The 22,565-nt window shown below is 65.0% G+C and carries 27 protein-coding genes; 13 read left to right on the top strand and 14 right to left on the bottom strand.

What is annotated here, in order from left to right; all coding sequences use genetic code 11:
• The first annotated feature begins 253 nt into the window (after positions 1-253).
• The 3 genes from ACFC0O_RS14445 (at position 254) to zomB (ending at position 3,779) form a co-directional block, all read left to right on the top strand.
• Complete coding sequence (locus tag ACFC0O_RS14445) at positions 254-1,399, top strand: low temperature requirement protein A (protein ID WP_375957687.1); 1,146 nt, start codon at positions 254-256, stop codon at positions 1,397-1,399.
• Between the two features lie 117 nt (positions 1,400-1,516).
• Positions 1,517-1,741, top strand: coding sequence for a hypothetical protein (locus ACFC0O_RS14440; protein ID WP_375957684.1), 225 nt, complete (start codon positions 1,517-1,519; stop codon positions 1,739-1,741).
• A gap of 139 nt (positions 1,742-1,880) precedes the next feature.
• Positions 1,881-3,779: a flagellar motor control protein ZomB gene (zomB, locus tag ACFC0O_RS14435; RefSeq protein WP_375957681.1), complete on the top strand. Its 1,899-nt coding sequence runs from the start codon at positions 1,881-1,883 to the stop codon at positions 3,777-3,779.
• Between the two features lie 19 nt (positions 3,780-3,798).
• Here zomB and ACFC0O_RS14430 read toward each other — a convergent pair whose 3' ends face one another.
• Entirely contained in the window at positions 3,799-4,578 is a 780-nt protein-coding gene (locus ACFC0O_RS14430; RefSeq protein WP_375957678.1) for a class I SAM-dependent methyltransferase, read from the bottom strand.
• A gap of 636 nt (positions 4,579-5,214) precedes the next feature.
• Here ACFC0O_RS14430 and ACFC0O_RS14425 point away from each other — a divergent pair.
• A complete protein-coding gene (locus ACFC0O_RS14425; RefSeq protein ID WP_375957675.1) occupies positions 5,215-5,976 on the top strand; it encodes a hypothetical protein in 762 nt (253 codons plus the stop codon).
• Between the two features lie 591 nt (positions 5,977-6,567).
• Here the strand turns inward: ACFC0O_RS14425 and ACFC0O_RS14420 are convergent.
• Positions 6,568-6,807, bottom strand: a complete 240-nt coding sequence (locus tag ACFC0O_RS14420) for a hypothetical protein (RefSeq protein ID WP_375957672.1) — start codon at positions 6,805-6,807, stop codon at positions 6,568-6,570.
• A gap of 199 nt (positions 6,808-7,006) precedes the next feature.
• Positions 7,007-7,753, bottom strand: a complete 747-nt coding sequence (locus tag ACFC0O_RS14415; RefSeq protein ID WP_375957670.1) for a class I SAM-dependent methyltransferase — start codon at positions 7,751-7,753, stop codon at positions 7,007-7,009.
• 80 nt (positions 7,754-7,833) lie between these two features.
• Between ACFC0O_RS14415 and ACFC0O_RS14410 the strand changes: the two genes are divergently transcribed.
• A complete protein-coding gene (locus tag ACFC0O_RS14410) occupies positions 7,834-8,289 on the top strand; it encodes a hypothetical protein (protein WP_375957667.1) in 456 nt (151 codons plus the stop codon).
• Positions 8,277-8,576 carry a transcriptional regulator gene (locus ACFC0O_RS14405; RefSeq protein ID WP_375957664.1) on the top strand — a complete coding sequence of 100 codons (300 nt, stop codon included), beginning with the start codon at positions 8,277-8,279 and terminating at the stop codon, positions 8,574-8,576. The genes ACFC0O_RS14410 and ACFC0O_RS14405 overlap by 13 nt, the downstream gene beginning before the upstream one ends.
• Positions 8,577-8,580: 4 nt before the next feature.
• Here the strand turns inward: ACFC0O_RS14405 and ACFC0O_RS14400 are convergent, their stop codons facing one another.
• Together ACFC0O_RS14400 and ACFC0O_RS14395 are read right to left on the bottom strand one after the other, a co-directional pair.
• Positions 8,581-9,216 carry a TetR/AcrR family transcriptional regulator gene (locus ACFC0O_RS14400; RefSeq protein ID WP_375957661.1) on the bottom strand — a complete coding sequence of 212 codons (636 nt, stop codon included), beginning with the start codon at positions 9,214-9,216 and terminating at the stop codon, positions 8,581-8,583.
• Between the two features lie 83 nt (positions 9,217-9,299).
• Positions 9,300-10,457 (bottom strand): cytochrome P450, encoded by a 1,158-nt coding sequence (locus ACFC0O_RS14395; protein WP_375957658.1) that lies wholly within the window; start codon positions 10,455-10,457, stop codon positions 9,300-9,302.
• Between the two features lie 168 nt (positions 10,458-10,625).
• Between ACFC0O_RS14395 and ACFC0O_RS14390 the strand changes: the two genes are divergently transcribed.
• Positions 10,626-11,408: a hypothetical protein gene (locus ACFC0O_RS14390; RefSeq protein WP_375957656.1), complete on the top strand. Its 783-nt coding sequence runs from the start codon at positions 10,626-10,628 to the stop codon at positions 11,406-11,408.
• Between the two features lie 64 nt (positions 11,409-11,472).
• Entirely contained in the window at positions 11,473-12,267 is a 795-nt protein-coding gene (locus ACFC0O_RS14385) for an ATP-grasp domain-containing protein (protein WP_375957653.1), read from the top strand.
• Between the two features lie 4 nt (positions 12,268-12,271).
• Here ACFC0O_RS14385 and ACFC0O_RS14380 read toward each other — a convergent pair whose 3' ends face one another.
• The gene (locus ACFC0O_RS14380) at positions 12,272-12,445 is read right to left on the bottom strand and encodes a hypothetical protein (RefSeq protein WP_375957650.1); all 174 of its coding nucleotides are present in this window, start codon (positions 12,443-12,445) and stop codon (positions 12,272-12,274) included.
• An 18-nt stretch (positions 12,446-12,463) separates the two neighbouring features.
• Between ACFC0O_RS14380 and ACFC0O_RS14375 the strand changes: the two genes are divergently transcribed.
• Together ACFC0O_RS14375 and ACFC0O_RS14370 are read left to right on the top strand one after the other, a co-directional pair.
• Entirely contained in the window at positions 12,464-13,120 is a 657-nt protein-coding gene (locus ACFC0O_RS14375; RefSeq protein ID WP_375957647.1) for a hypothetical protein, read from the top strand.
• Between the two features lie 52 nt (positions 13,121-13,172).
• On the top strand, positions 13,173-14,087 hold the full coding sequence (locus ACFC0O_RS14370) for a D-alanyl-D-alanine carboxypeptidase family protein (RefSeq protein WP_375957645.1): 915 nt from the start codon (positions 13,173-13,175) through the stop codon (positions 14,085-14,087).
• Here the strand turns inward: ACFC0O_RS14370 and ACFC0O_RS14365 are convergent.
• From ACFC0O_RS14365 to ACFC0O_RS14340, 6 genes are all read right to left on the bottom strand, one after another.
• Positions 14,084-14,215 (bottom strand): hypothetical protein, encoded by a 132-nt coding sequence (locus ACFC0O_RS14365; protein ID WP_375957642.1) that lies wholly within the window; start codon positions 14,213-14,215, stop codon positions 14,084-14,086. The genes ACFC0O_RS14370 and ACFC0O_RS14365 overlap by 4 nt on opposite strands.
• Positions 14,212-15,021 (bottom strand): TIGR03619 family F420-dependent LLM class oxidoreductase, encoded by an 810-nt coding sequence (locus tag ACFC0O_RS14360; RefSeq protein ID WP_375957639.1) that lies wholly within the window; start codon positions 15,019-15,021, stop codon positions 14,212-14,214. The genes ACFC0O_RS14365 and ACFC0O_RS14360 overlap by 4 nt, the downstream gene beginning before the upstream one ends.
• A 111-nt stretch (positions 15,022-15,132) precedes the next feature.
• Positions 15,133-15,672 carry a TerD family protein gene (locus ACFC0O_RS14355; RefSeq protein ID WP_375957636.1) on the bottom strand — a complete coding sequence of 180 codons (540 nt, stop codon included), beginning with the start codon at positions 15,670-15,672 and terminating at the stop codon, positions 15,133-15,135.
• Positions 15,673-15,741: 69 nt separating this feature from the next.
• A complete protein-coding gene (locus ACFC0O_RS14350) occupies positions 15,742-16,956 on the bottom strand; it encodes an MFS transporter (RefSeq protein ID WP_375957634.1) in 1,215 nt (404 codons plus the stop codon).
• A gap of 75 nt (positions 16,957-17,031) precedes the next feature.
• Positions 17,032-17,511 (bottom strand): Rrf2 family transcriptional regulator, encoded by a 480-nt coding sequence (locus ACFC0O_RS14345; RefSeq protein ID WP_364651179.1) that lies wholly within the window; start codon positions 17,509-17,511, stop codon positions 17,032-17,034.
• Positions 17,512-17,659: 148 nt separating this feature from the next.
• Positions 17,660-18,013 (bottom strand): gamma-glutamylcyclotransferase family protein, encoded by a 354-nt coding sequence (locus ACFC0O_RS14340; protein ID WP_375960718.1) that lies wholly within the window; start codon positions 18,011-18,013, stop codon positions 17,660-17,662.
• Positions 18,014-18,379: 366 nt separating this feature from the next.
• On the opposite strand from ACFC0O_RS14340, the gene ACFC0O_RS14335 reads away from it, so the two are divergent.
• Positions 18,380-19,567, top strand: coding sequence for a nitric oxide synthase oxygenase (locus ACFC0O_RS14335; protein ID WP_375960716.1), 1,188 nt, complete (start codon positions 18,380-18,382; stop codon positions 19,565-19,567).
• A gap of 24 nt (positions 19,568-19,591) precedes the next feature.
• Here the strand turns inward: ACFC0O_RS14335 and ACFC0O_RS14330 are convergent, their stop codons facing one another.
• A complete protein-coding gene (locus ACFC0O_RS14330; RefSeq protein ID WP_375957631.1) occupies positions 19,592-20,224 on the bottom strand; it encodes a TetR/AcrR family transcriptional regulator in 633 nt (210 codons plus the stop codon).
• A 111-nt stretch (positions 20,225-20,335) separates the two neighbouring features.
• Between ACFC0O_RS14330 and ACFC0O_RS14325 the strand changes: the two genes are divergently transcribed.
• Positions 20,336-20,800, top strand: a complete 465-nt coding sequence (locus tag ACFC0O_RS14325) for a nuclear transport factor 2 family protein (RefSeq protein ID WP_375957628.1) — start codon at positions 20,336-20,338, stop codon at positions 20,798-20,800.
• A gap of 79 nt (positions 20,801-20,879) precedes the next feature.
• Here the strand turns inward: ACFC0O_RS14325 and ACFC0O_RS14320 are convergent, their stop codons facing one another.
• Complete coding sequence (locus ACFC0O_RS14320) at positions 20,880-21,344, bottom strand: DUF4189 domain-containing protein (RefSeq protein WP_375960714.1); 465 nt, start codon at positions 21,342-21,344, stop codon at positions 20,880-20,882.
• A 184-nt stretch (positions 21,345-21,528) separates the two neighbouring features.
• Here ACFC0O_RS14320 and ACFC0O_RS14315 point away from each other — a divergent pair, with 184 nt between their 5' ends.
• Positions 21,529-22,554, top strand: coding sequence for a fused (3R)-hydroxyacyl-ACP dehydratase subunits HadA/HadB (locus tag ACFC0O_RS14315; RefSeq protein ID WP_375957625.1), 1,026 nt, complete (start codon positions 21,529-21,531; stop codon positions 22,552-22,554).
• Positions 22,555-22,565: the final 11 nt, after the last annotated feature.

Here is a 22,565-nt window from a genome sequence, read left to right as displayed (position 1 = left end):
CCATCGTTCCGCCTCGTATGGTGGCGGGCTATCCGGCCACCGGACCATTCCGGCAAGAGCCTCCCCAGGCCGGATTGTCGAGCCGCGCAACACAATCTCGGGAGTTGTACCGGCCATCGGCGAACTTTCGGACATACCGGACAGTCTCGCAAACCCTCGGCTCCCGATGGTCACGCCGGTGGCGCGGGAATTTCGTCGGCATTACCTGGTTACAGTGGGACGCTTTCGATCGACCGCTAGACAAGGATTTACGTTGACCGAACCTCTGCACGAGGCGCATGACCGGGCCAGTTGGGCTGAATTGTTCTTCGATCTGGTGCTGGTATTCGCGGTGACCCAGGCGGCGCATCTGCCCGTCGGACATCCGAATTGGGGCGCGGTGGGGCAGGCGGTATTGCTGCTGGCCGTGATGTGGTGGTCATGGGTGGGCGTCACGCTCGCGGTGCACGGGGTGGAGGACACCGATCGGCAGCGGTTCTTCCTGTTCGTGGCCGGACTGTGCATGTTCGTCATGGCGATCACCGCGCCGCACGCGTTCACCGGGCGCGCCACACCGCTGATCTTCGCGGGCGCACATCTGGTGCTGCGACTGCTGCTGTGGAACGCGATGCGCCGTAAGAAGGCGTTCGAGACCTGGCTGAACCCGTACTCGGTGACGCTGGTCAGCTCGGTATTGCTGGTCATCGCGGCATTCGTGCCGAGCGGCGGTGCGCGCGACGGAATCTGGATCGCCGCGGTGCTGCTGGCCTTCGCCAGTCCGGCCGTGCGGTCGCGAACGCTGCAGGGGATGCAGTTCGGCGCGACCCATCTGCCCGAGCGGTTCGCGCTGTTCGTGATCATCGCGCTCGGCGAATCGGTTGCCTCGGTGGGCAATGGGGCAGCGGAGTCGCATCTGGGAGTGTCCGCCTGGATCGCCATCGCGCTGACCTTCGCGCTCGGCTGCGGACTCTGGTGGCTGTACTTCGCGTACGGATTCGCCGCCATCGAACACTCGCTGCGCACCAACGCGATTCGCGCGACCGTGGTTCGCGATGTGCTCAGCTACGGGCACATGCTGCTGGTGGTCGGCCTGGTGCTGGTCTCGGTGGGTGCGCGTGCGGTGGTCGAACATCCCACCGAGATCGCGCACGGAGTCAACGGGCACCTGCTCGCGCTCGGGGCCGCGCTATTCGTGCTCGGCTTCTGCTTCACCCGCTGGCGGATGTTCGGCGCTCCGACGGTCGGGCGGACGGTCACCGCGCTGGGATTGTTCGTCGTCGCCGCGGTGGGGGCGCTGTTGCCCGGCATCGTGACGCTGATCATCGTCACCGCCGCGATCGCCGCATTGAACGGTTATGAGCACTGGGTGGTATCGACGAATCGCCCCCTGGCGCTGGTTCGCCTGCCTGCGCGCTCCTGATCCGAGAACCCGACTGTGCCACAAGCTATTACGTGTCACAAAGCCGGGCTCTGCATGTGCAGGTGTACTTGCAGCAGGCTAGGCTCGGCAGGGGAATCGGCAGGGTTCCCTTTGGGGGTGGTGATGGAAATCGGCTATGCCACTGCGGGATTCGGCGGCGAATCCCGCCGGATCGGGATCGCTGACGTCATCCGGTCATACGGGATCGACAGCGTGCGGGGGCGGATCGCTGAGCTGCGTAGTGCTGGAATGAACTACGCCGCAACGGCTATCGAGCGTGAGCTCGAAGCCGGTCAATGGGCCGGAACCGCAATACCTGTACGGGTGTGCCAGATGAAGTGAAAGCCCCACTTTTGGTGGCTGGGGGATTGCCGAACCGAGCGATATGGTTCGGCCGTACCAGTCGAGGGGATTTCATGAGCTACTTGTTCGGGCCGCGAGGTGCGGATTCCGCCGTCACCGTGACGTTCGGCTCGCGCGGGTGACACTGACCGCATCGGCCGCGACGACGAGCGCGGCCGCTGACGAAATCGAGCAGGAGCGGGAACCCACGCCGATCACCCGACGGCTCGCTCACACGGTTCTCGTAAGCGGAATTCTGCTCACCTCAGGGGCTTTCGCCTTCGGGGCCTGGGATCGCCGCTGGATCGCCGACGACGGATTGACCGTGCTGCGTACGGTGCGAAATCTGCTGGCGGGCAACGGGCCCGTCTTCAACGCGGGCGAGCGCGTCGAGGTCAACACCAGTACGGCATGGACCTATCTCATCTGGTTCTTCAGCTGGCTGACCGAAGCGCGGCTCGAGTACGTGGTGCTCGGCATCGCACTGACGCTCTCGGTCACCGCCGTCGTCTTCGCCATGGCGGGGACGGCACAACTGTGGGGTACTGGCGGCCAATTGCTGCTTCCGGCAGGAGCTCTCGTCTATATCGCGTTACCACCGGCGCGGGACTACGCCACCTCGGGACTCGAATCCAGCCTCGTCATCTGCTGGCTCGCGGTGCTGTGGTGGTGGATGATCCGCTGGAGTCGCGCCCAGACCATTGGCCGTGCCGACGTATTCGGACTGTGTTTCTTCGCGGGGCTGGCGCCGCTGATCCGGCCGGAGATGGCCATGATCGGAATTCCCGCGCTGCTCATGATCGTATGTGCGCTGATGCCAGGTATCAGCTTGCGCCCGTGGATATTCCGGCTGTCATGTGTCGTGTTCGCAGGTCTGGTCCCGGTCAGCTATCAGATCTGGCGAATGGGCTATTACGGTCTGCCTTACCCGAACACCGCCGTCGCCAAGGACGCCAGCGGCGCGAAATGGCGGCAGGGACTGACTTATCTGTGGAATCTGATCGGGCCGTATTGGCTGTGGGTCCCCCTGGTCATACTGGCCCTTTCGGCTCTTGCGACGGTGCGGTCGCGTGGGTTGGGTCATAGGGTTTGGTTGATCAACGGCTCGAAATCCACTCCGCGCCAGCGTATTCGCCTATTGAGGATGTGGCTGCGAACTCCGTCGGCAGTCGTGGTCTTGATGCTCGGCGCCGCCGCATTGCTGACGGTCTACCAAACTCGGGTGGGCGGCGACTTCATGCACGGTCGCATGCTGCTGCCGCCGTTGTTCTGCGTACTGCTGCCCGTCATGGTCATGCCAGTGAACATTGCTGCCGCGCAGATGAATCCACGTGCGACAGTCCTTCGTCTCGCATCCATTGCCGCGGTCGCGGGCTGGGCTCTGCACGCCGCCAACGTCATTGCCATCACCACTCCCAACGGGATCACCCCCACCGGAATCGCCGACGAACGGCACTACTACATCCAAAGCACCGGTCACGCCCACCCGATCCGCGCCGAGGACTACCTGGACTACCCTCGGCTCCGGCCCATGATCGTCGACCTCGCGGCCAATCCCGCCGGTGGCTTGCTCATCAACACACCGTCATTCACCACCTGGTACGTCGTCCCGCCCCACTCCCCCAACGTGGCGTCTTCGCACACCGTTTTCTACGTCAACCTCGGCATGATCAGCATGAACATGCCCCTGGCTGTCCGAGTCCTGGATCCCGTCGGCCTGGCGTATCCCTTGGCGGCGCACACCTTCCGCTTCCCCAATGCCCGCATCGGGCACGACAAGAACCTCGACTCCGACTGGGCCGTAGTCGATTCCGATATGGCCACCCGCCACCCCCGCCTACCCCTGTACCTCGACGAAGGCTGGGTGGCCCGCATCGGCACGGCACTGACCTGCCCGCAGACCCGGGACCTCCTGGACTCCGCGCGGGCACCCTTGACCTCAGACCGCTTCCTGCGCAACATCACACACTCACTGGGTTACGCCAGATACCGCATCGATCGTGTTCCCGAACAGGAACTGGATCGCTGCCAGTGGTGAGATCGCTTGACCGCGGGGGTCATAGACGACGGGTGCGCAGCACACCGGTCATCAATGGAAGGGTGAACTCACCGGCGGCTGTCGCGGGATCGCTCGTCAGGAAAGCCCGAGCGCGCCCGAGCAGGGCTTCCCGCTCCTGATCCGGCATGACCAATACCCCCGCACGAGTGCCGAGGGTCGCGACAAGCGATTCGGCGGTACGCAGCTGCCCATGCGCGAATTCGGCTTGCTCGGCTGATCCGAACCGGCCGAGCCCACCGGCACCGGGAAGATGCAGAGCCGCCGTGGCTCCACGCCAGCTACTCACCGTATCCCGCACCCCGATCGCCGCACTTCCGGCGACCCGCGCCAACCCGGCGACCCACTCAACGCTGTCATCCATGACATTCCACAACCCGGCCAAGACACCGCCGGGTGCCAGCACCCTGGCTATCTCCACCCCCGCGACATCCATCTCGAACCAGTGCAGCGCATTACCGGCCAGCACGGCATCAACCGAACCATCCGGTAGCGGAATCCCCTCGGCACTCCCCTGCAACGCCCGAATCCCCGGCAACTCCCGCCGCAATTCACTCAACATCGCCGAATAAGGCTCAACCGCAACAACATCGACGCCCATGGCAATCAATGTCCCAGCCAGCTTCCCCGTCCCCGCCCCGAGATCGAGCACTCGCGGACCGGGCGCACCCGCCAGCGCCCAGCTCACCGCAGCGGGCGCATAGTCCGGCCGATGCGCGGCATAGTCAGCCGCAGCAGTACCGAACGATGAAGCCAGAACGTCCCGCCCACCCTGTTCCATGCGCCCACCCTACCCACGCCCGGAACCGCGCCACGCCGCGAATACCGTTCCTTCAGAACATAACTCAGTTGAACTGGGCATCCGAATGCCGAGCCACATGAACCTCACCGACGGTATCGTCCACGACCGGCATATCCCCGTGTGCACTCCAGTACCGCACGGGCGTCGTGGCGGATTGCCTGGTCGGGGTGTCGTACAGCGGTGATGCCCGCATAGAGGCGGACCGGACCGTCGTGGCGCAGCCACCAGACCAGACCGCCTGTCGTGCTCACAACGCCAGCTGCGGTAAGGATGTGCTCGATCATGTTCAGCTTGTATGCGTACGAATCCAGTGTCCACCGATTCCGGCTGGAATCGGACGTGCTGTGTTGTTGATGGATTCGGGGTGGGGTGTTCCCCGCGGACTACGCATATAACGAAGGTGTCCGGTTGCCATCGGATATCCCATGAGCGAGCGGGCCGGTCATCCCGCAACAGTGAAGGAGCGCCCGAGTGACTGTCGAAGGCAGAGACTCCGAAGACGTGTTCCCCGAAGGAGACCCTCAATTCGAAACGTATGCCACCCGCGTTGATAGGACAGCGTCTCCGAATCGCAGGTATCTCGTGACTGGGCGCGGAAGGAGCGACGCAACGACATTGCAGCTGGAAGGCATCAGTGACGCCGAGCTCGACATGCTCACCACTGTTGTTTTCGAGCGCGCGTGCGGCGTCAACCGATTGGCCGGGGACGCTGCGCTCTTCGCCACTCTGAAGGAGTCCGGATTCGCCGGGCCAGCCTGGGGGAAGTTCAGGCATGCACTCATCGAGTACGCCATCGGGGTCCTCGATGCTTGGATGCGTTCGGGGCATTTGCCCGAGATGTTCCGGCTCAACGAGGTCTGGTCGGTTCCTTCCCAGCGAGAGTCGGAGCGAATCGTCTACGACGCGGAATTCCGCACCTCGCTCTTGGACACCGCGGTCATGGACGCGCTCTACAGCTTTCGACGCCGCGCGCTCGACGGTACCGGGTGGCGCGCCGACGGCGGAGCCACCCTCACCACGTACTTCATCGTCGCCTGCCTGCACGCGGTATCGAACGAGTTGGCCAAACACCGGCGTATGGAGGAACGAAAGCACAAAGCTCATAAGGCCGCTCTGCGCCAGGAGTCCGATCGGCCCCGCCAGGACCACCATGTCGCCGATCCGAGCCAAGAAGCGATCGATAACGTGATCCTGCAGCAGTACCTCTCCGAGTTGTCACCGAGGGACCGAAACATCGTGTGGGGCAAAGCAAACGGGTACTCGAACCGTGAAATCGCCGAAATTTACGGCGAGAGATCGGTTCGCGCCGTGGAGCACCGTTGGTCGACCTTGACCAAAAGTGTGGACTGGATCGGCCGACTTGCTGGGAAGGAGTGAAATGACCAACCACAATCTCGAGCCGAACACTACAGATCAGCAGGTGAACGGAATTCCCACTGACGACATCGATACGCTGATCTCACGGTCCTCGCTCGGAAGCGCGGGCGCACGCGCGGTTCGTGCACACGTAACGCCCGGGCGAATCGATACCTTGATCTCGAGGCGACTCACCAGGCAGATGTACTCCGAGACGTCGACCATCGACCGCCGTGGCCCCGGAAACGACGAACACCCAAGCGATCGCGAGCCCACAGCGTGGATCTCCACCGAGAACGGCGGCTCTCGGTAGCGCGCGTTGACTGCGAAGTGTTCCAACCTATGGCCGCGTCCTGCCGTGCGGCTCCGGCAAGCTTGGCACGAAAGGCGCCGAGCTCGGCAACGGGCGGCGTTGTCGGTGATCCAGTCCATCGTTCGCACCGAATCGATCAGCCGGGTGATGGGCAGGATGCGGCGAACCCCAGGCCGATCACCACAATCCCACTGAGCACCAACAGAATTCCGATCCACCGAACACGCATCCACCGACCGAGCGGATACAACGGCGCCCAAAATTGCGACATCGAGCGCGGTAGGGCCGCTTGTGACCGCTCAGTCGCGCGCGACGGTTCGACCTGACAGATCCAGCTGGAACGGCGCGCCATCCACATCGGGCTCCCACCCCCGCGCCAACGCCTCCCTGATGGTGTCGGCTACCTCCCCGGGCAGCACCGGCCGGATCTCCTCGGTGATCCAGGCGACGCTCGGATGCAAGCGATCGGTGGTGACCAGCAACGTCGAACCACCCCGCTCCGGCCGATCAACCGCGTAAATACACGGCGTCCACCCCATCGCCTGGCTATAGGTCGCCCGACCCCGCAACCTCCACCGATACCCGATCCCATCAACAGTAATCGGTCGTGATCCCTTGCGGCTCAACGTCATTCCGCCACCTCCAACTCCATACCCGAACTTCGTCGTGCCTGTCAGGTATACGGGGGCTCGGCAAGGGATTCCAGCGAATATCCGCTCCGGGCAACACCGGAGTGCGTCAGGAGGATGTTTTACGCAGGCGGGCAATGCGATACACCGGGTCGGGGCGAGGCTCGTCCTGATCAGGCAGTGCGACGATCCTGGACTGGAGATCGGCTGCGGCGTCGTCGTCCAGTCGCTGGAACCAGGCGATGTGCGGCAACGCACCGAGCAGTTGGCGGGGCGAGCGCCCTTGGCCGTGTCCGGTGTATGTGGCTTGCCCAGCCGGCTCGAGACCGTGACGATGGCCGATTTCGGTTAATCGCGTTGGGGCATCCGATGTTTCGGTCACGAGCATGCGGTGGACGGGTTCGATGATCGTGGCCAGATCGCTCGGGGTGCCGTAGACGGCGAATTCCTTGTCGGCCGTGGCCATCACCACCCCGCCCGGTCGCAGAATGCGGGCGGCTTCGGCGATCGATTGTTCGGCGATTTCGGGTCCGACCAGGTGCAGCAGCCACATGAACAGGACCGCGTCGACGGTCGCGTCGGAGATGGGGAGGCTCGTCGCATCGGCGCGCACGACAGCGCCGTCCAGTCGCGGGCGTGCGTATTCGAGCATGCCTGCCGAGAGGTCGACGCCCAGGACGATGCGGTCGGGGGCGCGCAGTCGGGTGCTGACGATTCCGGTTCCGCATGCCACGTCCACCACCGTGCGGGCATCGGCGGGCAGTAGCGTGCGCACGGCTTCGGCGGCGGCCGCCGCGCGCTCGTCGCCGCCTCGAGTTCGGTCGTAGGTCGCGGCCTCGATGTCGTAGTCGAGCATATTCGGTACCGTACCCGCGAAATCCGTTCGAGTTGGGAAACTGGTTGGCGAATGGAAACCAGTTGATATACGGTCTGTTCATGCACGACATGCACACGCCGGAGCAGGCGCTGGAAATCGCCGCGGCGGCCACCCGTCAGGCCCACGATGCCGCCGAGCTACCCACCTGGGGGCCCGTTGCCGCCGGGCTGTTCGCCGGATTCGGCGTCGCACTCTTCGGCATGGCCGAGGCCCAGACCGACTTCACCAGCGCGCTCAACCTCATCGGATTGATCGGCGGAGCCCTCTCGCTGGCAGCGTTTTTCGGGGTTTCACGCTGGCTGGCCAGGGTCCGGCGCGAGCGGGGTCTGGTCCCGGCGCCGGTCTCGATGTGGAAGCTGATCCTGGTCGTGGTGGTGCTGGCGCCGATGGTGCCTATGCTTGGTCTCGCGTTTCCGGCGTTGTACGGATGGCTGTGCGGTTTGGCCGGAGTGATTGCGGGTGGATGGATTTGGATGACACAGGCACGGCCTCGGACCATGCCGTGGATCAACTGAACGAACTGTTCGCCTCCCTGCCGCGGCTCAAGCTCGTGGCATTCCTCGACGGGTGCACCGAGGCCGAATTCCTGGTCATCACCGAGCTGTGCGAGCTGAACAAGTCGACACTGTCCAAGGCGATGACATTGCTCGAGTCTGCCGGATATATCAAGGTCACCAAGGGTTACGACGGTCGCAAGCCGAAGACCTGGCTGGCCCTTACCCACAAGGGCCGCACCGCATATCACGCACATCTCGCGGCCCTGACCCGGTTGACGCAGATGGCAGGCGAAGCCCAGCCCTGACGGCCTACCGCCGATGCCAACGCCAGGCGAACTCAGCCGGTTCAGGTGGAGGTCCGGGGAGTTCACCATCCACGGTCAACCCCGTCACCAGCAGGGTCAGCAGGCGGCGGCGCAAATGCGCGGTGCGCTCCGGATCCGGGGCCGAGATGGCCGCGCACGATTCGAGAATGATGCCCAGATCCGCTGCGGTGACACCGGGGCGCAGGCGTCCAGTGGATTGCGCGCGACGAATGATCGCGTCGGCGGGCCGCGCGACAGCGGGCAGCATCGAATCATCCGGGGTGAACGTGCCCGCAAGATGCACCGTCAACGAGTGCACGTCGGCGTCGACGACCCGCTCCAGAAAGTCGACCAGCCCCTGCCAGCCATCCGTATTCCGCAGCGCCGCATCGGCTTCCAGCGCATATCTACGCAGCCCATCGGAGCAGAGCGTGCGCAACAGGACCTCCTTGCTCGGGTAGCGCCGATACAGCGCGCCGATTCCCACCCCTGCCCGCTCGGCGACTGCGGCGATCGGGGCATGGGCGTCGGCCAGGAATACCGCTCGTGCGGCGCTCAGAATCAGTTCATCGTTGCGGGCGGCCTGCGCTCTCCGGCCGATCAGGGGCCGCTGAGCTCGGGTATCGGACGTTTTCGGCATGCCTACAGGCTAGCATTGAAACGGAACGCTCCGTTCTGATTGCCGCCTAGATCGAACATGACATCCACCAGGTCTTCACGAAATCAGCTGAGACCGGTGAGTCGGGCGACGGCGACGCGGTCGAGCAGACCGGCGTCGCGGTGCCATTCCCGGATGGTGGCTGGGGTGAGGGTTCGGGCTAGTTCCCTGAGTGCGGTGCGCATTTCGAGGCGGGCGAGGCTGTCGCCGAGGCACCAGTGCATGCCGAGTCCGAAGGCGATGTGGGCGTGGGGGCGACCGGGCTGGAAGGTGTCGGCGTCGGGGCCGAAGACTGCCGGGTCGCGGTTGGCGGCGGATAGGGCGAGTTGGATTGGTTGGGCGGCTTGGAGGTTCACGCCGTTGGTGAGGGTGATGTCGCGGGTGGCGAACATCGGTACCAGGGTGAAGGGGGTTGCGTAGCGCAGGGTTTCGTGAGCCACCGCATCCAGCCATTGTTCGTCGGCGGTGGCTGCGGCGGGGAGTAAGTCGAGTTCGATGCCGAGGCCGATGAGCAGGCAGATGGCGGTCGCGGTGGTGCTCAGTCCGGCTGCCCAGCAGCCCCAGACCAGGGCGTCGCGCTCGTCCACGTCGATGGTGCCCGCGGCGTGGGCGGCCGAAAGATCCGCCAGCAGACCGTCTTCGGGCTGGTTGTCGAACAGTCCTTGGAAGAACGAGCGCAGGGCGGGCGACTCCGGTTCGAGGGCCTCGAATCCCGGGCGTTTCTCGTAGGCTTCGACCTCCTCCCGGACGATGGTGGCCACATCCAGCGGCAGCCCCAGCAGTGACGAGACCGCCCGCGAGGACAGAGTGCTCGCGAACTCCACCAAATCGAAGTCACCCGAGGAGTTTTCGACTCCTTCACGCACTCCCCTCGCGGCCAAATCACGAACCGTCGGTTCCAGCTCGGCGATCGAGTGCTTACCGAAATGCTTGGCGAGGAGCTCGTGCAGCACCGCGTGTCTGCCCGGCGACCCGTCCGCTCGCGTCTCACCCCGCGTCCACGGAAACAACATGTTCAGATGCGGCCGCTCCGGCATCGGCACCCCCATCCCCCCGACAAACTCCAGCAGATAGCTGAAATCCGTTGTGAACGCGCCCTTCTTCTCCAACCGGAAGATCTCGACGACGTCCGCCATCCGGGTGAAATGCAGCATCCCCTGCTCCTCGAACGGCTCAGCCGCGGTGTAGAAGCGTGGATCACGGGGCAGGTCGGACGGCTTCACAGGCATCTCTTTCCCATACGGCCAGGCGGTTGCTGCGGCCCGGTACTCATGGTCCCGCTCGAGGCGCGGGAGATGGCGTAAATCGGCGCATTCGGCCGGGGCGAAGGGCGTTATGGTGCATTCGAGTGATCGATCGATGTGGTCACCACGAGCTATTCGGGGGGCGTCATGGACGGACAGATGGAACGTCAGCGACTATTCGAGCAAGTCATGCGCCCGGCACGGGCCGCGCGACCGACCGCGTTGGACGGGGATCCGCGCCGGAGATTCCAGGTAGCCGAACTCGCGACCTGCTCCCGCTGCAAGGGGCGAGGCACTGTCGGCGGCTACACCTCGGCCGAGGATGACTGGGAGGAAGACGCCTTCACCTGCGGTGAGTGCGGCACGGTTGGCCAAATCCTGCTGGATTCTCCGATCGTCGACTCGCCACCGGCGGCTGCGGTCATCGCATTGACGCTCGACGTCGAAGGCGTGATGCGGGCGGAAGCCGCCGCACGCACGGCGATCGAACGCCTCGCAGTATGGGGTGTGCCGAAAACGGACCGGATTGTGTGGCGGATCGGTGGCCCGGTGAACCGTCCGAACCGTGACACCAACCCGCATCCGCGGGCCGAGGTGCTGGTAAAACTCCTTCGAGACCAGTGGACTTTCAGCGAGTGGTGGGCGCTGTTCGGAGCGCTGGGTCCGGGTCTGCTGTGCACCGACCCGCGCTCCCTCTTCCTGGAGCGCGCCGCCTGGCATCTGACATTGAGCCGGGCGTGGTGCCTACTGGCGGAGCGGGAATTTGTCGTTCCGTCATCGATCGACTGTCCCCAGGCGGTCGGGCACCTTCTGGCGGACCTTCCGAATCCCTTCGCCGCTCTGCTGGAAGTCTGGTCCACCGGATACGCATTCGCCGATATTCACGACGATACGATCCACCTCATCGCGGCGGAAGGCCCTCCGCGATAGGCGATTCGGGTTGCCCGTCGCAGGACCCAGGCGAGCCCCGCAACGCTGGCTACACTCGCAGGCGATGTCTACCTTGATCTTGTCTCCGCGTTATTCCGACGATTCGCGCGTTATGCGGGCGGCAGCTATTCGGGCCGGATGGAATGTGTTGCGGCTGGGCGGCTGGCGCGTTCCCGAAGGCCAAACAGACAGTGTGGGAGCGCTTTACGGGGAGCCGTTGTTCGCCGAGGTGATCGCGGCTCAGCTGGGGATCGCACTACTCGATGCGCCGAAGGAATGGCTGCCTGATCTGCCGATGTCATTGCGGCAGCGGGATATTCGGGTGTCGACACTCGGGGAGGCGCGGCGATCGGCTGACCCGATATTCGTCAAACCGGCGGACGGGCGTAAGGGGTTCGCGGGGGCGGTGTATCGCGACGGTCAGGGGTTGCCTTCGGCACAGGCCTGCCCGAATGAGACACCGGTATTGATTGCTGAACCTGTGCGGTGGGAGGCGGAGTTTCGGTGCTTCGTCAAAGACGGTGCGGTACTTACCATGTCGCCTTACCTGCGTGATGGCGAACTCGCGCGCGCCGACGACGGGGGCTGGCCGATGACCTCGACCGAAGCCGATGCGGTGCGTGCCTGCGCGGAGCGGTTGTTCGCGGAGGTTCCGACTCCACCCGCGATTGTCGTCGACATCGGTCTCATCGAGGGCCGAGGCTGGGCTGTCGTGGAGGCCAACAGCGCGTTCGGTGCCGGGGTGTACGGGTGCGACCCCGAACTGGTGCTCGAGGTGCTTGCCCGCGGATGCATTCCGCGGACCGAACTGTCCGGCAACGATATTCGCTGGGCCGCGCCCAGCGCCGACCTCATCTGACCGGTCAGCCCTGATTGTCACCGGCCGACTCGGGCTGCTCGCTGAGCCGAGCGTGCAGACGATCCCGGACCTGGTCCGGGGTATAGGCGCGTCGTTTTCGTTCGGACCGGACGATGATGACTCCGGTCGTCGCGACACCCGCCGCACCTGCCAATCCGAGTACCTTCCACCAGCGCATCCGCCTAGGCTAGTCGCTGTGTCACGCGAAGCGCTGTCGAGTGTCGGTTTGGATGAAGCGGTCGAGCTCACCCGGACGGGTGATTTGTGGTTGTTCCGTGGGCATTCCGGGGCGGATCGGGCGATCCGCGGCCTGACCAACAGCCCGGTCAATCATGTCGGGATGGCGGTGGTGGTCGATGATCTACCCGCGCTGATCTGGCATGCCGAGTTGGGCCGGGCGCTACCGGATATCTGGTCCGGAAACCACCATCGCGGTGCGCAATTGCACGATCTGCGGGCGGCGGTGATGCGGTGGTCGAACGAATACGAGCAGCAGGCGTGGATTCGCCAACTGGATCGGCCGGTCACCCGCGAGATGGAGGACGCCGCGCTGCGCACGGTGGCGCGGCTGGACGGGATGCCATTCCCGTCGACCAGCGCGCTGGCCGGACGCTGGTTCCGGGGACGGGTGCCGTGGCCGAAACGGGCCGATGCGCGCCCTTCCGACGCCGGTCTGGAGAACGCCTACTGCGCTGAGATCGTCGCCATGACATATCAGGCCATGGGCTTGCTGCCGGAGAAACGCCCCAACTGGTATGACCCGGGCCGGTTTTGGAGTGGCGACAACCTGCGTTTGGAGGGCGGATATCAGCTCGGCGGCGAAATCGGGGTGAAGGTGCCCGCGGCTCGCTGATCGGGCCGATCAATCCCGGCTCCGAGGCCGTGCCGGAGGCAGAATATCGCCCATGCGAACATTTGCCCCCTTGTTGCGGGCTGTCGTCGTCGGGGCGCTGGTGGTGGTGGCCGGTCAAGGGGTCGCAGCCGCGCCCGCCGCGAGCGCTCCGCACACCCAGTTGCCTTGGCCGACATCCGAACCCGACGGCGTGCAGGCACCCGGAGCCGCGCTCGCGGATGGCATCACCGGCACGATGCTGTGGTCGCGGGAGGCGAACACCCCGGCGCCGATCGCCAGCATCGCCAAGGTGATGACGGCCTTGATCGCGATCAATAGCGGCGATCTCGAGCGTGCCATCACCGTTCCGGCGGAAAGCATCTCGTACTGCATCAGTTACGACGGCAGCACCGCGGGCCTGGCCGCCGGTGAGGTGCTGACCACCCGGCAACTGCTGTACGCGCTGATGTTGCCATCGGGTTGCGACGCGGCCTACACCCTCGCCGAGGCATACGGCCCAGGCCAGGACGCGTTCGTCGGCCGGATGAACGATACCGCGCGCCAAATGGGCTTGGCGGCAACGAATTTCACCGATCCCAGCGGTCTTCCCAACCCCACCGACGGCTCCACCTACTCCACGCCCGCAAATCTGGTGAGCCTCGCCCTGCGGGCGATGATGTCGCCGGTGTTCCGCGAGGTCGTCGGCACGCAGAACTATCACGTGCCTGCTGGCCCAGCCAATCGCGATCACCTCTGGGAGACCACGAATCTGCTGCTGCGCGCATACCCGGGCACCTTGGGCATCAAGACCGGGTCCACCGACGCAGCCGGGGCGTGCCTGCTCTTCGAGACCGTCCGTGCGGGAATCCCGCTGATCGGGGTCGTGCTGCACAGCTCCCCGGGTAGCGGGCGCGCGGCGAAGGAGGACGCCGAGCGCATGCTGAATTGGGCGTACAACCCGATTCTGAGCGCGCTCCCCATCGGCTAGTGGGGGCGCTCCGCACCGAACTCCCCGATGGTGCGGACGCGCTGACCTGCGGCAGCGCCGAGCTGATTCACCAGTTCCGCTCGACCGGTGGGTACGAAGGCGACGTCGTAATCGTCGCCGTCGGTCACAAGTGTCGTAAAGCGGCGGCGAGGGTGTGCATGCGTTCGCCGAATCCATCGACCGGGCCGAAGTGCAGTGCCAGGTCGTCGGCACCGGCTTTGTTCCACTCTTGGATCCGGTCGATCAGGTCGTCGACCGGGTGGGCGTTGTCGTCCCAGGAGTCGCGGGCTCCCGCTGATACTGCGTCGCCGCCCAATTCCCGCAGGCGGTTTCGGCGGGCGATGAATTCCGCGGGAGTGAGGCCGACGGACTGCCACATATCGCCGAGGAGGGCGGCTCGGCGTAGGGCCGCGTCGGAGTTTCCGCCGATTAGGACGGGCACTGGGGTTTCGGGTACGGGTTGGAAGACTGCGCGGGCGTCGAAGGTGTGGGGTCCGTCGGCGTATGAGCCGGTGTGCAGCTGGCGGATCAGGTGTAGCGCTGCGGTGGTTGCGGCACCTCGGGTTGCGAAATCCGCTCCTACGGCATCGAATTCGTAGGATTCCCAGCCGGTGCCGACGCCGAGGATAAATCGGCCGCCGCTCACGTGGGCGAGAGTCGCGGCTTGTTTGGCCAGAAGTATGGGTTCGCGCAGGGGCAGGATGAGCACCGATGTACCGAGGACGACTCGGTTGGTGGCCGCGGCCAGGTAGGCGAGGGTTGTCAGCGGTTCGTAGACCCCGCCGTACACCGGGCCGTAGTCGCCCGGAGGCAGGAGATGGTCGGGAAGCCAGATGCCCGCGAACCCCAATTCCTCAGCCTGCCGGGCGAGTTCCACGAGCCTGGACATGGGCATCGTGGCTGATTCGTCGGGAAGTACGACGTGCAGGCGCATGGAAGATTCCTCGGGGTGGGCAGCGGTTTCCATACGGCACAACCTGGCGATTGTGCCGAAAAGTCCGAGGAATCGAAATCTATTCCGCCGTGGGGGCTTTCGAGATTTCCGCTAGAGGTGGCCGAGGATTTCGGCGGTTGCCTCCACCGGGTGTTTGGCGGCGATGCCGCGGTTGATCTCGCGGAATTCCCAGGCACCGGTGGGGCGGAATAGGCCGCCCATGATGAAACCGGTGCCGGGGACGGTGGCGATGTCGTAGCGGGCGAGTTCGGTGGCGGTGGCGCTATTCACCATGCGGCAGAAAGCGTTTTCGACTCGGGCGAGGGGCTGGCCGGTGTAGCAGGTGACCACGAAGATGATGGCGGTGACGGCGGGAGGGACGCGGGTCAGGTCGACGGTGATGATTTCGTCGTCGCCGGGGCCTTCGCCGGTGAGGTTGTCGCCGTGCAGTCGGACCGAGGTGTCGGCGGAGAGCATCTGCTCGTGGTAGACGACATCGACGAGATCGGTGTCGCTGTAGATCATCGCCGCGACATTCAGATCGATTTCGGAGGTCTTGCCCCAGAGTTTGCGGCGGGCCGGATCCCAGCCCAAACCAAATCGGAGATAGGCGATTTCGGTGCCGTGCTCATCACGAAGCGGTTGTGTCACCATTGCAAAGATGCCGTAGGACGGCCGCGTGCGCAATCCGAAAAGTCGCGGGAACACCGGTGGCACTGATCAATTCGAGGTGTTCACCTTTCGGCTGCCGGTTAGCAATAGATAACCGAGTGCTGCAATCGACAGTGCCGCAGCGGTTGCCGCCATCGTCGCCGTTCCGGCGGGGGTGGTCAGGCCACCGAGCAGGGTGCCCGCGCCGATGCCGAGGTAGATGGCGGAGGCGTTCAGGGCGATTACCAAGGGCGCTTCCTGAGGTGCGGCGGTGATGAGTCTGTGTTGCTGGGGTGGGGTTTGGCACCAGCTGGCCGCACCCCAGGCGATCATCAACCCGCCCATGAGGATTGGCGCGTGGGTGTGCGTGGCTGCCAGGGCCGACCAGATCACCATCGCCGCCGCCATGGTGAAGTAACCGACGACGAGCACTCGGGTGGTGGACCAGCGGTCCGTGGCGTAGCCGCCGCCGAGATTGCCTGCGATGGCACCGATTCCGTAGAGCGCGAGCATCCACGCGGTGGCCGAACCGGTGATGCCGACGGCGCTCAGGGCGGGTACGGCGTAGGCGTAGAGGATGTAGGCCGCCGCCATACCGAGCAGGGTCAGCGGGAGTACCGCGAGCACCGCGGGCTCGCGCAGCACCGCCAGGCGACTGCGCAACGGCACCCGGGGGCTACCGGGCAGGTCCGGCATGACGGCCGCAACACCTGCGGCGACCAGCAGACACACCAGCGCGACCAAGCCCAGCGCCCAGCGCCAGCCCATCCAGGCGCCGATCAGGGTGCCCAGCGGTACACCGAGTGCGGTCGCAATGGTCAGCCCGCCCACCACGACCGCCAGGGCGCGAGCACGCAGATGCGGGGCGACCAGAGAGGCCGCCGCGGCACCGGCATTGGGCGTGAACGCCGCCGCACCGGCTGCGGCCAGCACCCTGGTCACCAAGAGCACCGCGAAGGTCGGGGACAACGCCGATCCGAGATTGGCCAGCGCGAGCACCAGCAGCGCGGCCACCAATAGCGGCCGCCGCCCGATTCGTGAGGTCAGCGTCGCCACGATCGGTGACAGCAGCGCGTAGGCGGCGGCGAATACCGTCACCGATTGTCCTGCCGTCGCGGTCGACACATGCAGCGACGTCGCGGTATCGGGCAGGAAGCCCGCCAGGACGAAGGCGTCCGTACCAACCGCGAAGGTGCCCAGGGCCAGGATCAGGGTCGCACTCAGGCCATGCTGCGGAGCGGACTCCGCGGTCGTATTCCGGCGCTTAATCGGGATATTCAACATCCCGGTTCTCCTCTCGAAAAAACCCGGCCGCAGCCGGGCTGGGTACTAAAAACCCGGCCGCAGCCGGGCTGGGTACTAGCTGCCGAGACGTTCGTAGAACGCCAGCGCTCGGCGGCGAGCCGGTGCCGGGGTCTCGGCGATCACGTCCGCCAGGGTGGTCGCGGCCAGCTCACGCCGCCATGCCAACTCGGCGCGGCGCATGGCGGTGGAGATGCCGCAGGGTCGTTTGAACTCCGCCGGATTCGCCTCGGCCCCCGCACCGCGCTGCCGAATCTCGGTGCACCGGAACGCATCCTCGCGTCCGTCCATAGCCGCCACCACGTCCATCAGTGTGATGCGATCGGGTGTGCGGGCCAGCTGATAACCCCCTTGCGCGCCCGGAATGGATTCGAGGATTCCCGCGCGAACGAGCGTCTGCAACCGCTTCTTCAAGTACTCCGGAGGCAGTTCGAATTGCGCGGCCAGACGAGCGGTGGGCGCGGGCCATTGATCCTCGAGCCAGTGCAGCAGTACGCAGCAGTGCAGCCCCCACTCGACGCCCTCGCTCATCTTCATAACCGGGACATTACATATCCCGGTTGGTCAACTCAAGGCGTGTTCCACTGACCGATGCGAGGAACCCGCGGCTTCGAGGACCGCCGCGTCCGTTCCGCAGGCCGACCGGTTGGTACTTCCTAATAATGAAATCCGCTGTGGCCCTGAGCTATCGGGCCGAGTCCGTCGCGGCGAGCACGTACACCCACGCCTTGGCACCGGAGCGCAGGGGCACGAGCACACGCTTGTAATCGGAGACCTCGTAGGCATCCGCCGCCGCGAGGTCGGCGGCCGAGATCGTGAATACCGTGCCGGGCACGCCGGGGGACTCGGCATTGGGCATCAGCATCGGGTGCACGGCACTGCCACTGGTGGCGATCACCTGCGGATCGGTGATGGTGACCTCGCCCAGTTCGTACCCGATGATCTCGTCGGGACGCCCGGGCAGTTCGCGGCCGAAGACCGTGCGCTGCACTTCGGGCTGCCGCAGTGTGCCGTACGAGAACAGCAGAATCTCGCTCATGAATGCCATGGATACACGGCGGAATCCGATCTTGTCGAGCGACTCCGGCGTGATGCCCGGCACCCGGGAAACCGACTGGAATTCCGTCGCTGGCACGACTGGTCATGACAGATCGCTTGTGTCGCTGGAGATTTGCCGACCGTAGTTCCAGTTCTTATCGGTGATTTCGGGCAAATCTCAGGCACAACCGTGCGATATTGGTCTGCGGGAGGGGGAAGGTGAAGCAGGCGGTCATGCATGCGGGCCGCCACCGGCACAACCCACGGAGGCACCGGTTCGATGACGACCCATACCGTGGCCGCGCAGTCCGATCTCGTAGCTGCGGCCGAACTTGTTTGCCCGTACCGCAACACACCGGCGCACACGATGCTGGCGCGCCGGGTGACACCGATCGAGGACCGCGTTCAGGAGTGCGCGCGCTTCTTCGCCGAGCCCGAACTAGTGCATCTGGAACCCGGGCGGGGGGCCGATGCGACCCGCCGGTTGCGCGCCGCCGGGACCTATTGGCACACCCTCGACGAATTGCGCATCGGCACCAAACTCGCCTGGCGCAACCATGATCGATGCGTGGGCCGAAGACATTGGCGCGCGCTCGATGTCCGCGATGCGCGCACCGCGACCAATCCGGCCGAACTCGCCGCCGAATGCTGGGAGCATCTGCGCCAGGCCACCAACCGGGGTGCGGTCCGCTCGATCATCACCATCGGACCGCCCGTCGATGCCGACGGCAGCGGCTTCCGCATCATCAATTCGCAGCTCATCCGGTACGCCGGATATCGCACCCCGCAGGGCATCGTCGGCGATCCGGCCAATCTCGACCTGACCGACCTCGCATACGAGCACGGCTGGCGCGGCGAGGGCGGCCGATTCGATGTGCTGCCCTTGCTGATTCAGTCGCCCGATGAGAGCGTCCAGATCTTCGATGTGCCCGCCGATCTCGTTCTCGAAGTGCCGCTGCACCATCCGGAGCTGGCCTGGTTCGCCGATCTCGATCTGAAATGGCATGCGGTACCGGCTGTTTCGAACATGGATCTCGAAATCGGTGGTCTCACTTACGCTTGCGCGCCGTTCAACGGTTGGTACGTCTCCTCGGAGATCGGCCGCAACCTCGGCGATACCAACCGCTACAACGTGCTGCCCGATATCGCCGATCGGATGGGCCTGGACCGCAGCAATGAGCGCACCCTCTGGCGCGACCAAGCCCTCATCGAACTCAGCCGCGCAATCCTGTTCAGCTACAAGCGATCCCGCGTCCACCTCGTCGACCACCACACCGTGGCCCGCCAGTTCCTCGACCACGTCGACCGCGAACAGGCCGCCGGCCGCGCCTGCCCCACCGACTGGACCTGGATCAATCCCCCGCTCTCGGCCAGCCTCACCCCCACCTTCCACCGCTACTACGACCCGCCCAACCCCGACCTCCGCCCCGCCTTCGTCCGCCGCGATACGCCGCCTCCCCCGCCCGACAATCATCCGGAGCCTTCGGACGCCACCAACCGACGCGCACTGTGGCGCAACGCGGTTCGCAAGCTGGGGCTGTCGAACAAGGTGTAGTGGTAGGTATTCGAGCCCCGGCGGTCAGCCGAAATCGATTGGCGTATCCGCCATTCGAGACGGTCCGGCCCGTAGATTCTCGATGGCGGTATCGAAGGCCGCGGCCAGGTAGGTGGTCGATCCGGTGGCGAGTAGCAATGCGTTCGCGCCGTGTATGCCCGCCACCAGTGCCGCGGCGCTGCGGCGGGCATCGAGATCGGCTCGGACCGAGCCATTGGCTTGCAGACTTTCGATGCCGGACTCGACGACCCGCTGTAGCTGCTCGGTGAATTCGGCGATGACTGCGCGGGCGCCCGAACCGGCGCGGCCGAGATCGATCAGCAGTAGTCCCGAGGGGCAGTCGTTGCGGTCCAGATCGTATTCGCCAAGGAGCTGGTCGCGCCATTGCGACCAGCCCTCCCAGGTGCTCAGACTCGGGATGCGGGCACGCATTCGATCGATGGCGCTGTCGGCCTCGCGCTGAGCCAGGGATTGCAGCAGCTCGTCCTTGCCACCCGGAAAGTAGTGGAAGAGCTGGCTTTTGCTGGTGCCCGTCGCGGCGCAGATGTCATCCAAGGTCGTTGCCGCGAGGCCGCGGCTCACGATCAGCGCACCATAGGCGGACAGGATGCGCGCCTTGGTCGACTGCCCCTTGGCAGTGAGCGGTCGCGGAGTCATCCCTCCGTTCTACACAGAATGGACTTGCTGGTCCATTTTGTTCGGGCCACTATCGCCGATGACATCCGCGACGGCTGCGGCCCGGGCGGCACTTCGACGGCGAGGACTCTTATGACCACCGTGCACACCCTCGATATCGAGACTCGATTCGCGCTGCGAGACCTGGTGGATCGCTATGCCAGAGCCATCGACTCACGCCTGTCACCAGAGCTCGAGGTCTTGTTCGACGCGGACGCGGTGATCCTGCTGCCGGAGCTGATCGCGCGCCGCACCGGTAATCGAGAACTGCGCGATTTCGCCACGATCGTGCCGAATCTGACTTCGATGTTCGAGGCCACGCGGCATCTGATGTTCCAGCAGACCCTCACCGTCGTCGACGGTCAGGTGCACGGAGAGGTGTACAGCGAAGCCCATCACCTGTATCGAACTCCCGCTGGGCCGCGCGATGCGGTGATGCACTCGCGCTACCTCGACGTCTATGTCGAACAGGAAGGGAGTTGGCGGTTCGCCCAGCGCGAGCAAGTGCTCGACTGGATCGACGACCGTTCCATCTCGGAGAGTTCTCCAGTGGGGTGAGCGGGGTTCGCCACGCCCCCAACCGAATTGACAGAAGGGGGCGCGGTCACCGATGGATTCGCCGGCGAATTAACGCCGCTTATCGAGCGTTGGCGGTGCAGAACAGTACGCTGACCGCCGTTGCCGACAGGTCAGCCGAGCCGACATTTGCCAGCATCGCGCGTGGATAGTGGCGCGCGAGGCTGTCGTAGGCGGCACGCAACGCACTCGCGCGGTCGCGGCCCGAACCGCTGCCCGCCGCGTATTGAGCCGTGCCATCGTAGACGGCCGGATCATTGCGATATACGAGCGCACCGCACCCATTCGACCAGGCTTCGACGATGAAGCAGCCGGGGCGGCCGCCTTCACTGCAATTGGCCAGCGCCAGATCCATCGCCTGCTCGCGACTGCTCGCATTGACACTGGAACCGTAGCTCCAGTTCTCGACGCTGAATGCGATCGCACCATGCAGCCCAGCCGCATTCGCGGTACCCGCACCGATCACTGTCCCACCCGCAAGACCCACCGCTGCCACCGCGACAACTGCCTTGCCTATGAACTTCATCAAGCACTTTCCTTCGTGAACACGTCTTCCCGACCCGGACGAATCATGGCTGATCCCTACCGAATTCACCCAATCAGCCAGGTGCGGCGTATAACGCACCGCTGCCGCCGGAAGAGTTCACCCGCTCGGGAATTCGAATGTGTAGGTTCGGAGCCGAGTCGGTTGAATGATGAAGGGTTGATTGATGGACACGGCGTTCGATGTCGCTGAACTGGTTGGTTATCGGTATCGCGTGGATGACTACTACGAGGTCGGGCGGGAGAAGATTCGCGAGTACGCCCGGGCCGTACAGGATTTCCATCCGGCGCATTGGACCGAGCCGGCCGCCGGCGAACTCGGGTACGACGGTCTGATCGCGCCTACGACGTTCGCGTCGATCGTGGCCATGCGGGCCAATCGGGTACTGCTCGAAAGCGTGATGACCGGGTACGACACGTTCGTCCATACCGATCAGGTTTTCGAGATGTATAAGCCGGTGCTGGCCGGGGATCGGTTGACCAGCGATGTCGAGTTGTCCTCGGTGCGCACGGTGGCGGGTAAGGATCTGCTGACCATCACCAATACCTTCACCGATCAGTCCGGCGAGGTCGTCCATGTCATGCATACGACCGTCGTCGGTATTACCGGCGACGAGGTCGGGGCCGATATCGGCGATGCGGTCGACGGGGTGATCATGAGTGGTCTGGACGGGTCGTCGCCCGTGTCCGCGGTGCCGCACACGGTGATGGATCAGCCGGTACAGGCGAGTGCTCGGTATTCGCAGCAATCACGAACGCGGTTGCCGCACACCGCACTCCGGTTCGAGGATATCGCCGTAGGCGATGAGCTACCGGCGCGGACGGTCAAACTGACCCGAGGCGATCTGGTGAACTACGCAGGCGTCGCCGGTGATGTGAATCCGATCCACTGGCATGAGGAAGTCGCTTCCCTGGCCGGGCTCCCCGATGTGATCGCGCACGGCATGCTGACCATGGGCTTGGGGGCGGGGTTCATCACCGATTGGCTGGGCGATCCGGGCGCCATCGTCCGATTCGGAGCCCGCCTGTCGAACTACACGGTCATCGAATCCGGCTCGGCTGGTGACGTCGAGTTCAGCGGCAAGGTCAAGTCGATCGACCCCGAAACCCGCACCGCCACAGTCGTTCTCATCGCGAAGTCGGCCGGGCGCAAGATCTTCGGCCTGGCCACCGTGGACGTCCGCCTCAAGTAGCCGATTGCCAA

This window comes from Nocardia sp. NPDC056100, from assembly GCF_042266325.1.
Classification (GTDB): Bacteria; Actinomycetota; Actinomycetes; order Mycobacteriales; family Mycobacteriaceae; genus Nocardia.
This window is presented reverse-complemented; position numbering and strand designations above follow the sequence as displayed.

Bases quoted from the DNA above. Each gene is read 5' to 3' on its own strand.
- ACFC0O_RS14430 (WP_375957678.1), bottom strand. From the start codon at position 4,578: ATGGAACAGGGTGGGCGGGACGTTCTGGCTTCATCGTTCGGTACTGCT.
- ACFC0O_RS14420 (WP_375957672.1), bottom strand. From the start codon at position 6,807: ATGGGGTGGACGCCGTGTATTTACGCGGTTGATCGGCCGGAGCGGGGT.
- ACFC0O_RS14415 (WP_375957670.1), bottom strand. From the start codon at position 7,753: ATGCTCGACTACGACATCGAGGCCGCGACCTACGACCGAACTCGAGGC.
- ACFC0O_RS14410 (WP_375957667.1), top strand. From the start codon at position 7,834: ATGCACGACATGCACACGCCGGAGCAGGCGCTGGAAATCGCCGCGGCG.
- ACFC0O_RS14400 (WP_375957661.1), bottom strand. From the start codon at position 9,216: ATGCCGAAAACGTCCGATACCCGAGCTCAGCGGCCCCTGATCGGCCGG.
- ACFC0O_RS14390 (WP_375957656.1), top strand. From the start codon at position 10,626: ATGGACGGACAGATGGAACGTCAGCGACTATTCGAGCAAGTCATGCGC.
- ACFC0O_RS14385 (WP_375957653.1), top strand. From the start codon at position 11,473: ATGTCTACCTTGATCTTGTCTCCGCGTTATTCCGACGATTCGCGCGTT.
- ACFC0O_RS14380 (WP_375957650.1), bottom strand. From the start codon at position 12,445: ATGCGCTGGTGGAAGGTACTCGGATTGGCAGGTGCGGCGGGTGTCGCG.
- ACFC0O_RS14370 (WP_375957645.1), top strand. From the start codon at position 13,173: ATGCGAACATTTGCCCCCTTGTTGCGGGCTGTCGTCGTCGGGGCGCTG.
- ACFC0O_RS14360 (WP_375957639.1), bottom strand. From the start codon at position 15,021: ATGCGCCTGCACGTCGTACTTCCCGACGAATCAGCCACGATGCCCATG.
- ACFC0O_RS14350 (WP_375957634.1), bottom strand. From the start codon at position 16,956: ATGTTGAATATCCCGATTAAGCGCCGGAATACGACCGCGGAGTCCGCT.
- ACFC0O_RS14345 (WP_364651179.1), bottom strand. From the start codon at position 17,511: ATGAAGATGAGCGAGGGCGTCGAGTGGGGGCTGCACTGCTGCGTACTG.
- ACFC0O_RS14340 (WP_375960718.1), bottom strand. From the start codon at position 18,013: ATGAGCGAGATTCTGCTGTTCTCGTACGGCACACTGCGGCAGCCCGAA.
- ACFC0O_RS14335 (WP_375960716.1), top strand. From the start codon at position 18,380: ATGCTGGCGCGCCGGGTGACACCGATCGAGGACCGCGTTCAGGAGTGC.
- ACFC0O_RS14330 (WP_375957631.1), bottom strand. From the start codon at position 20,224: ATGACTCCGCGACCGCTCACTGCCAAGGGGCAGTCGACCAAGGCGCGC.
- ACFC0O_RS14325 (WP_375957628.1), top strand. From the start codon at position 20,336: ATGACCACCGTGCACACCCTCGATATCGAGACTCGATTCGCGCTGCGA.
- ACFC0O_RS14320 (WP_375960714.1), bottom strand. From the start codon at position 21,344: ATGAAGTTCATAGGCAAGGCAGTTGTCGCGGTGGCAGCGGTGGGTCTT.
- ACFC0O_RS14315 (WP_375957625.1), top strand. From the start codon at position 21,529: ATGGACACGGCGTTCGATGTCGCTGAACTGGTTGGTTATCGGTATCGC.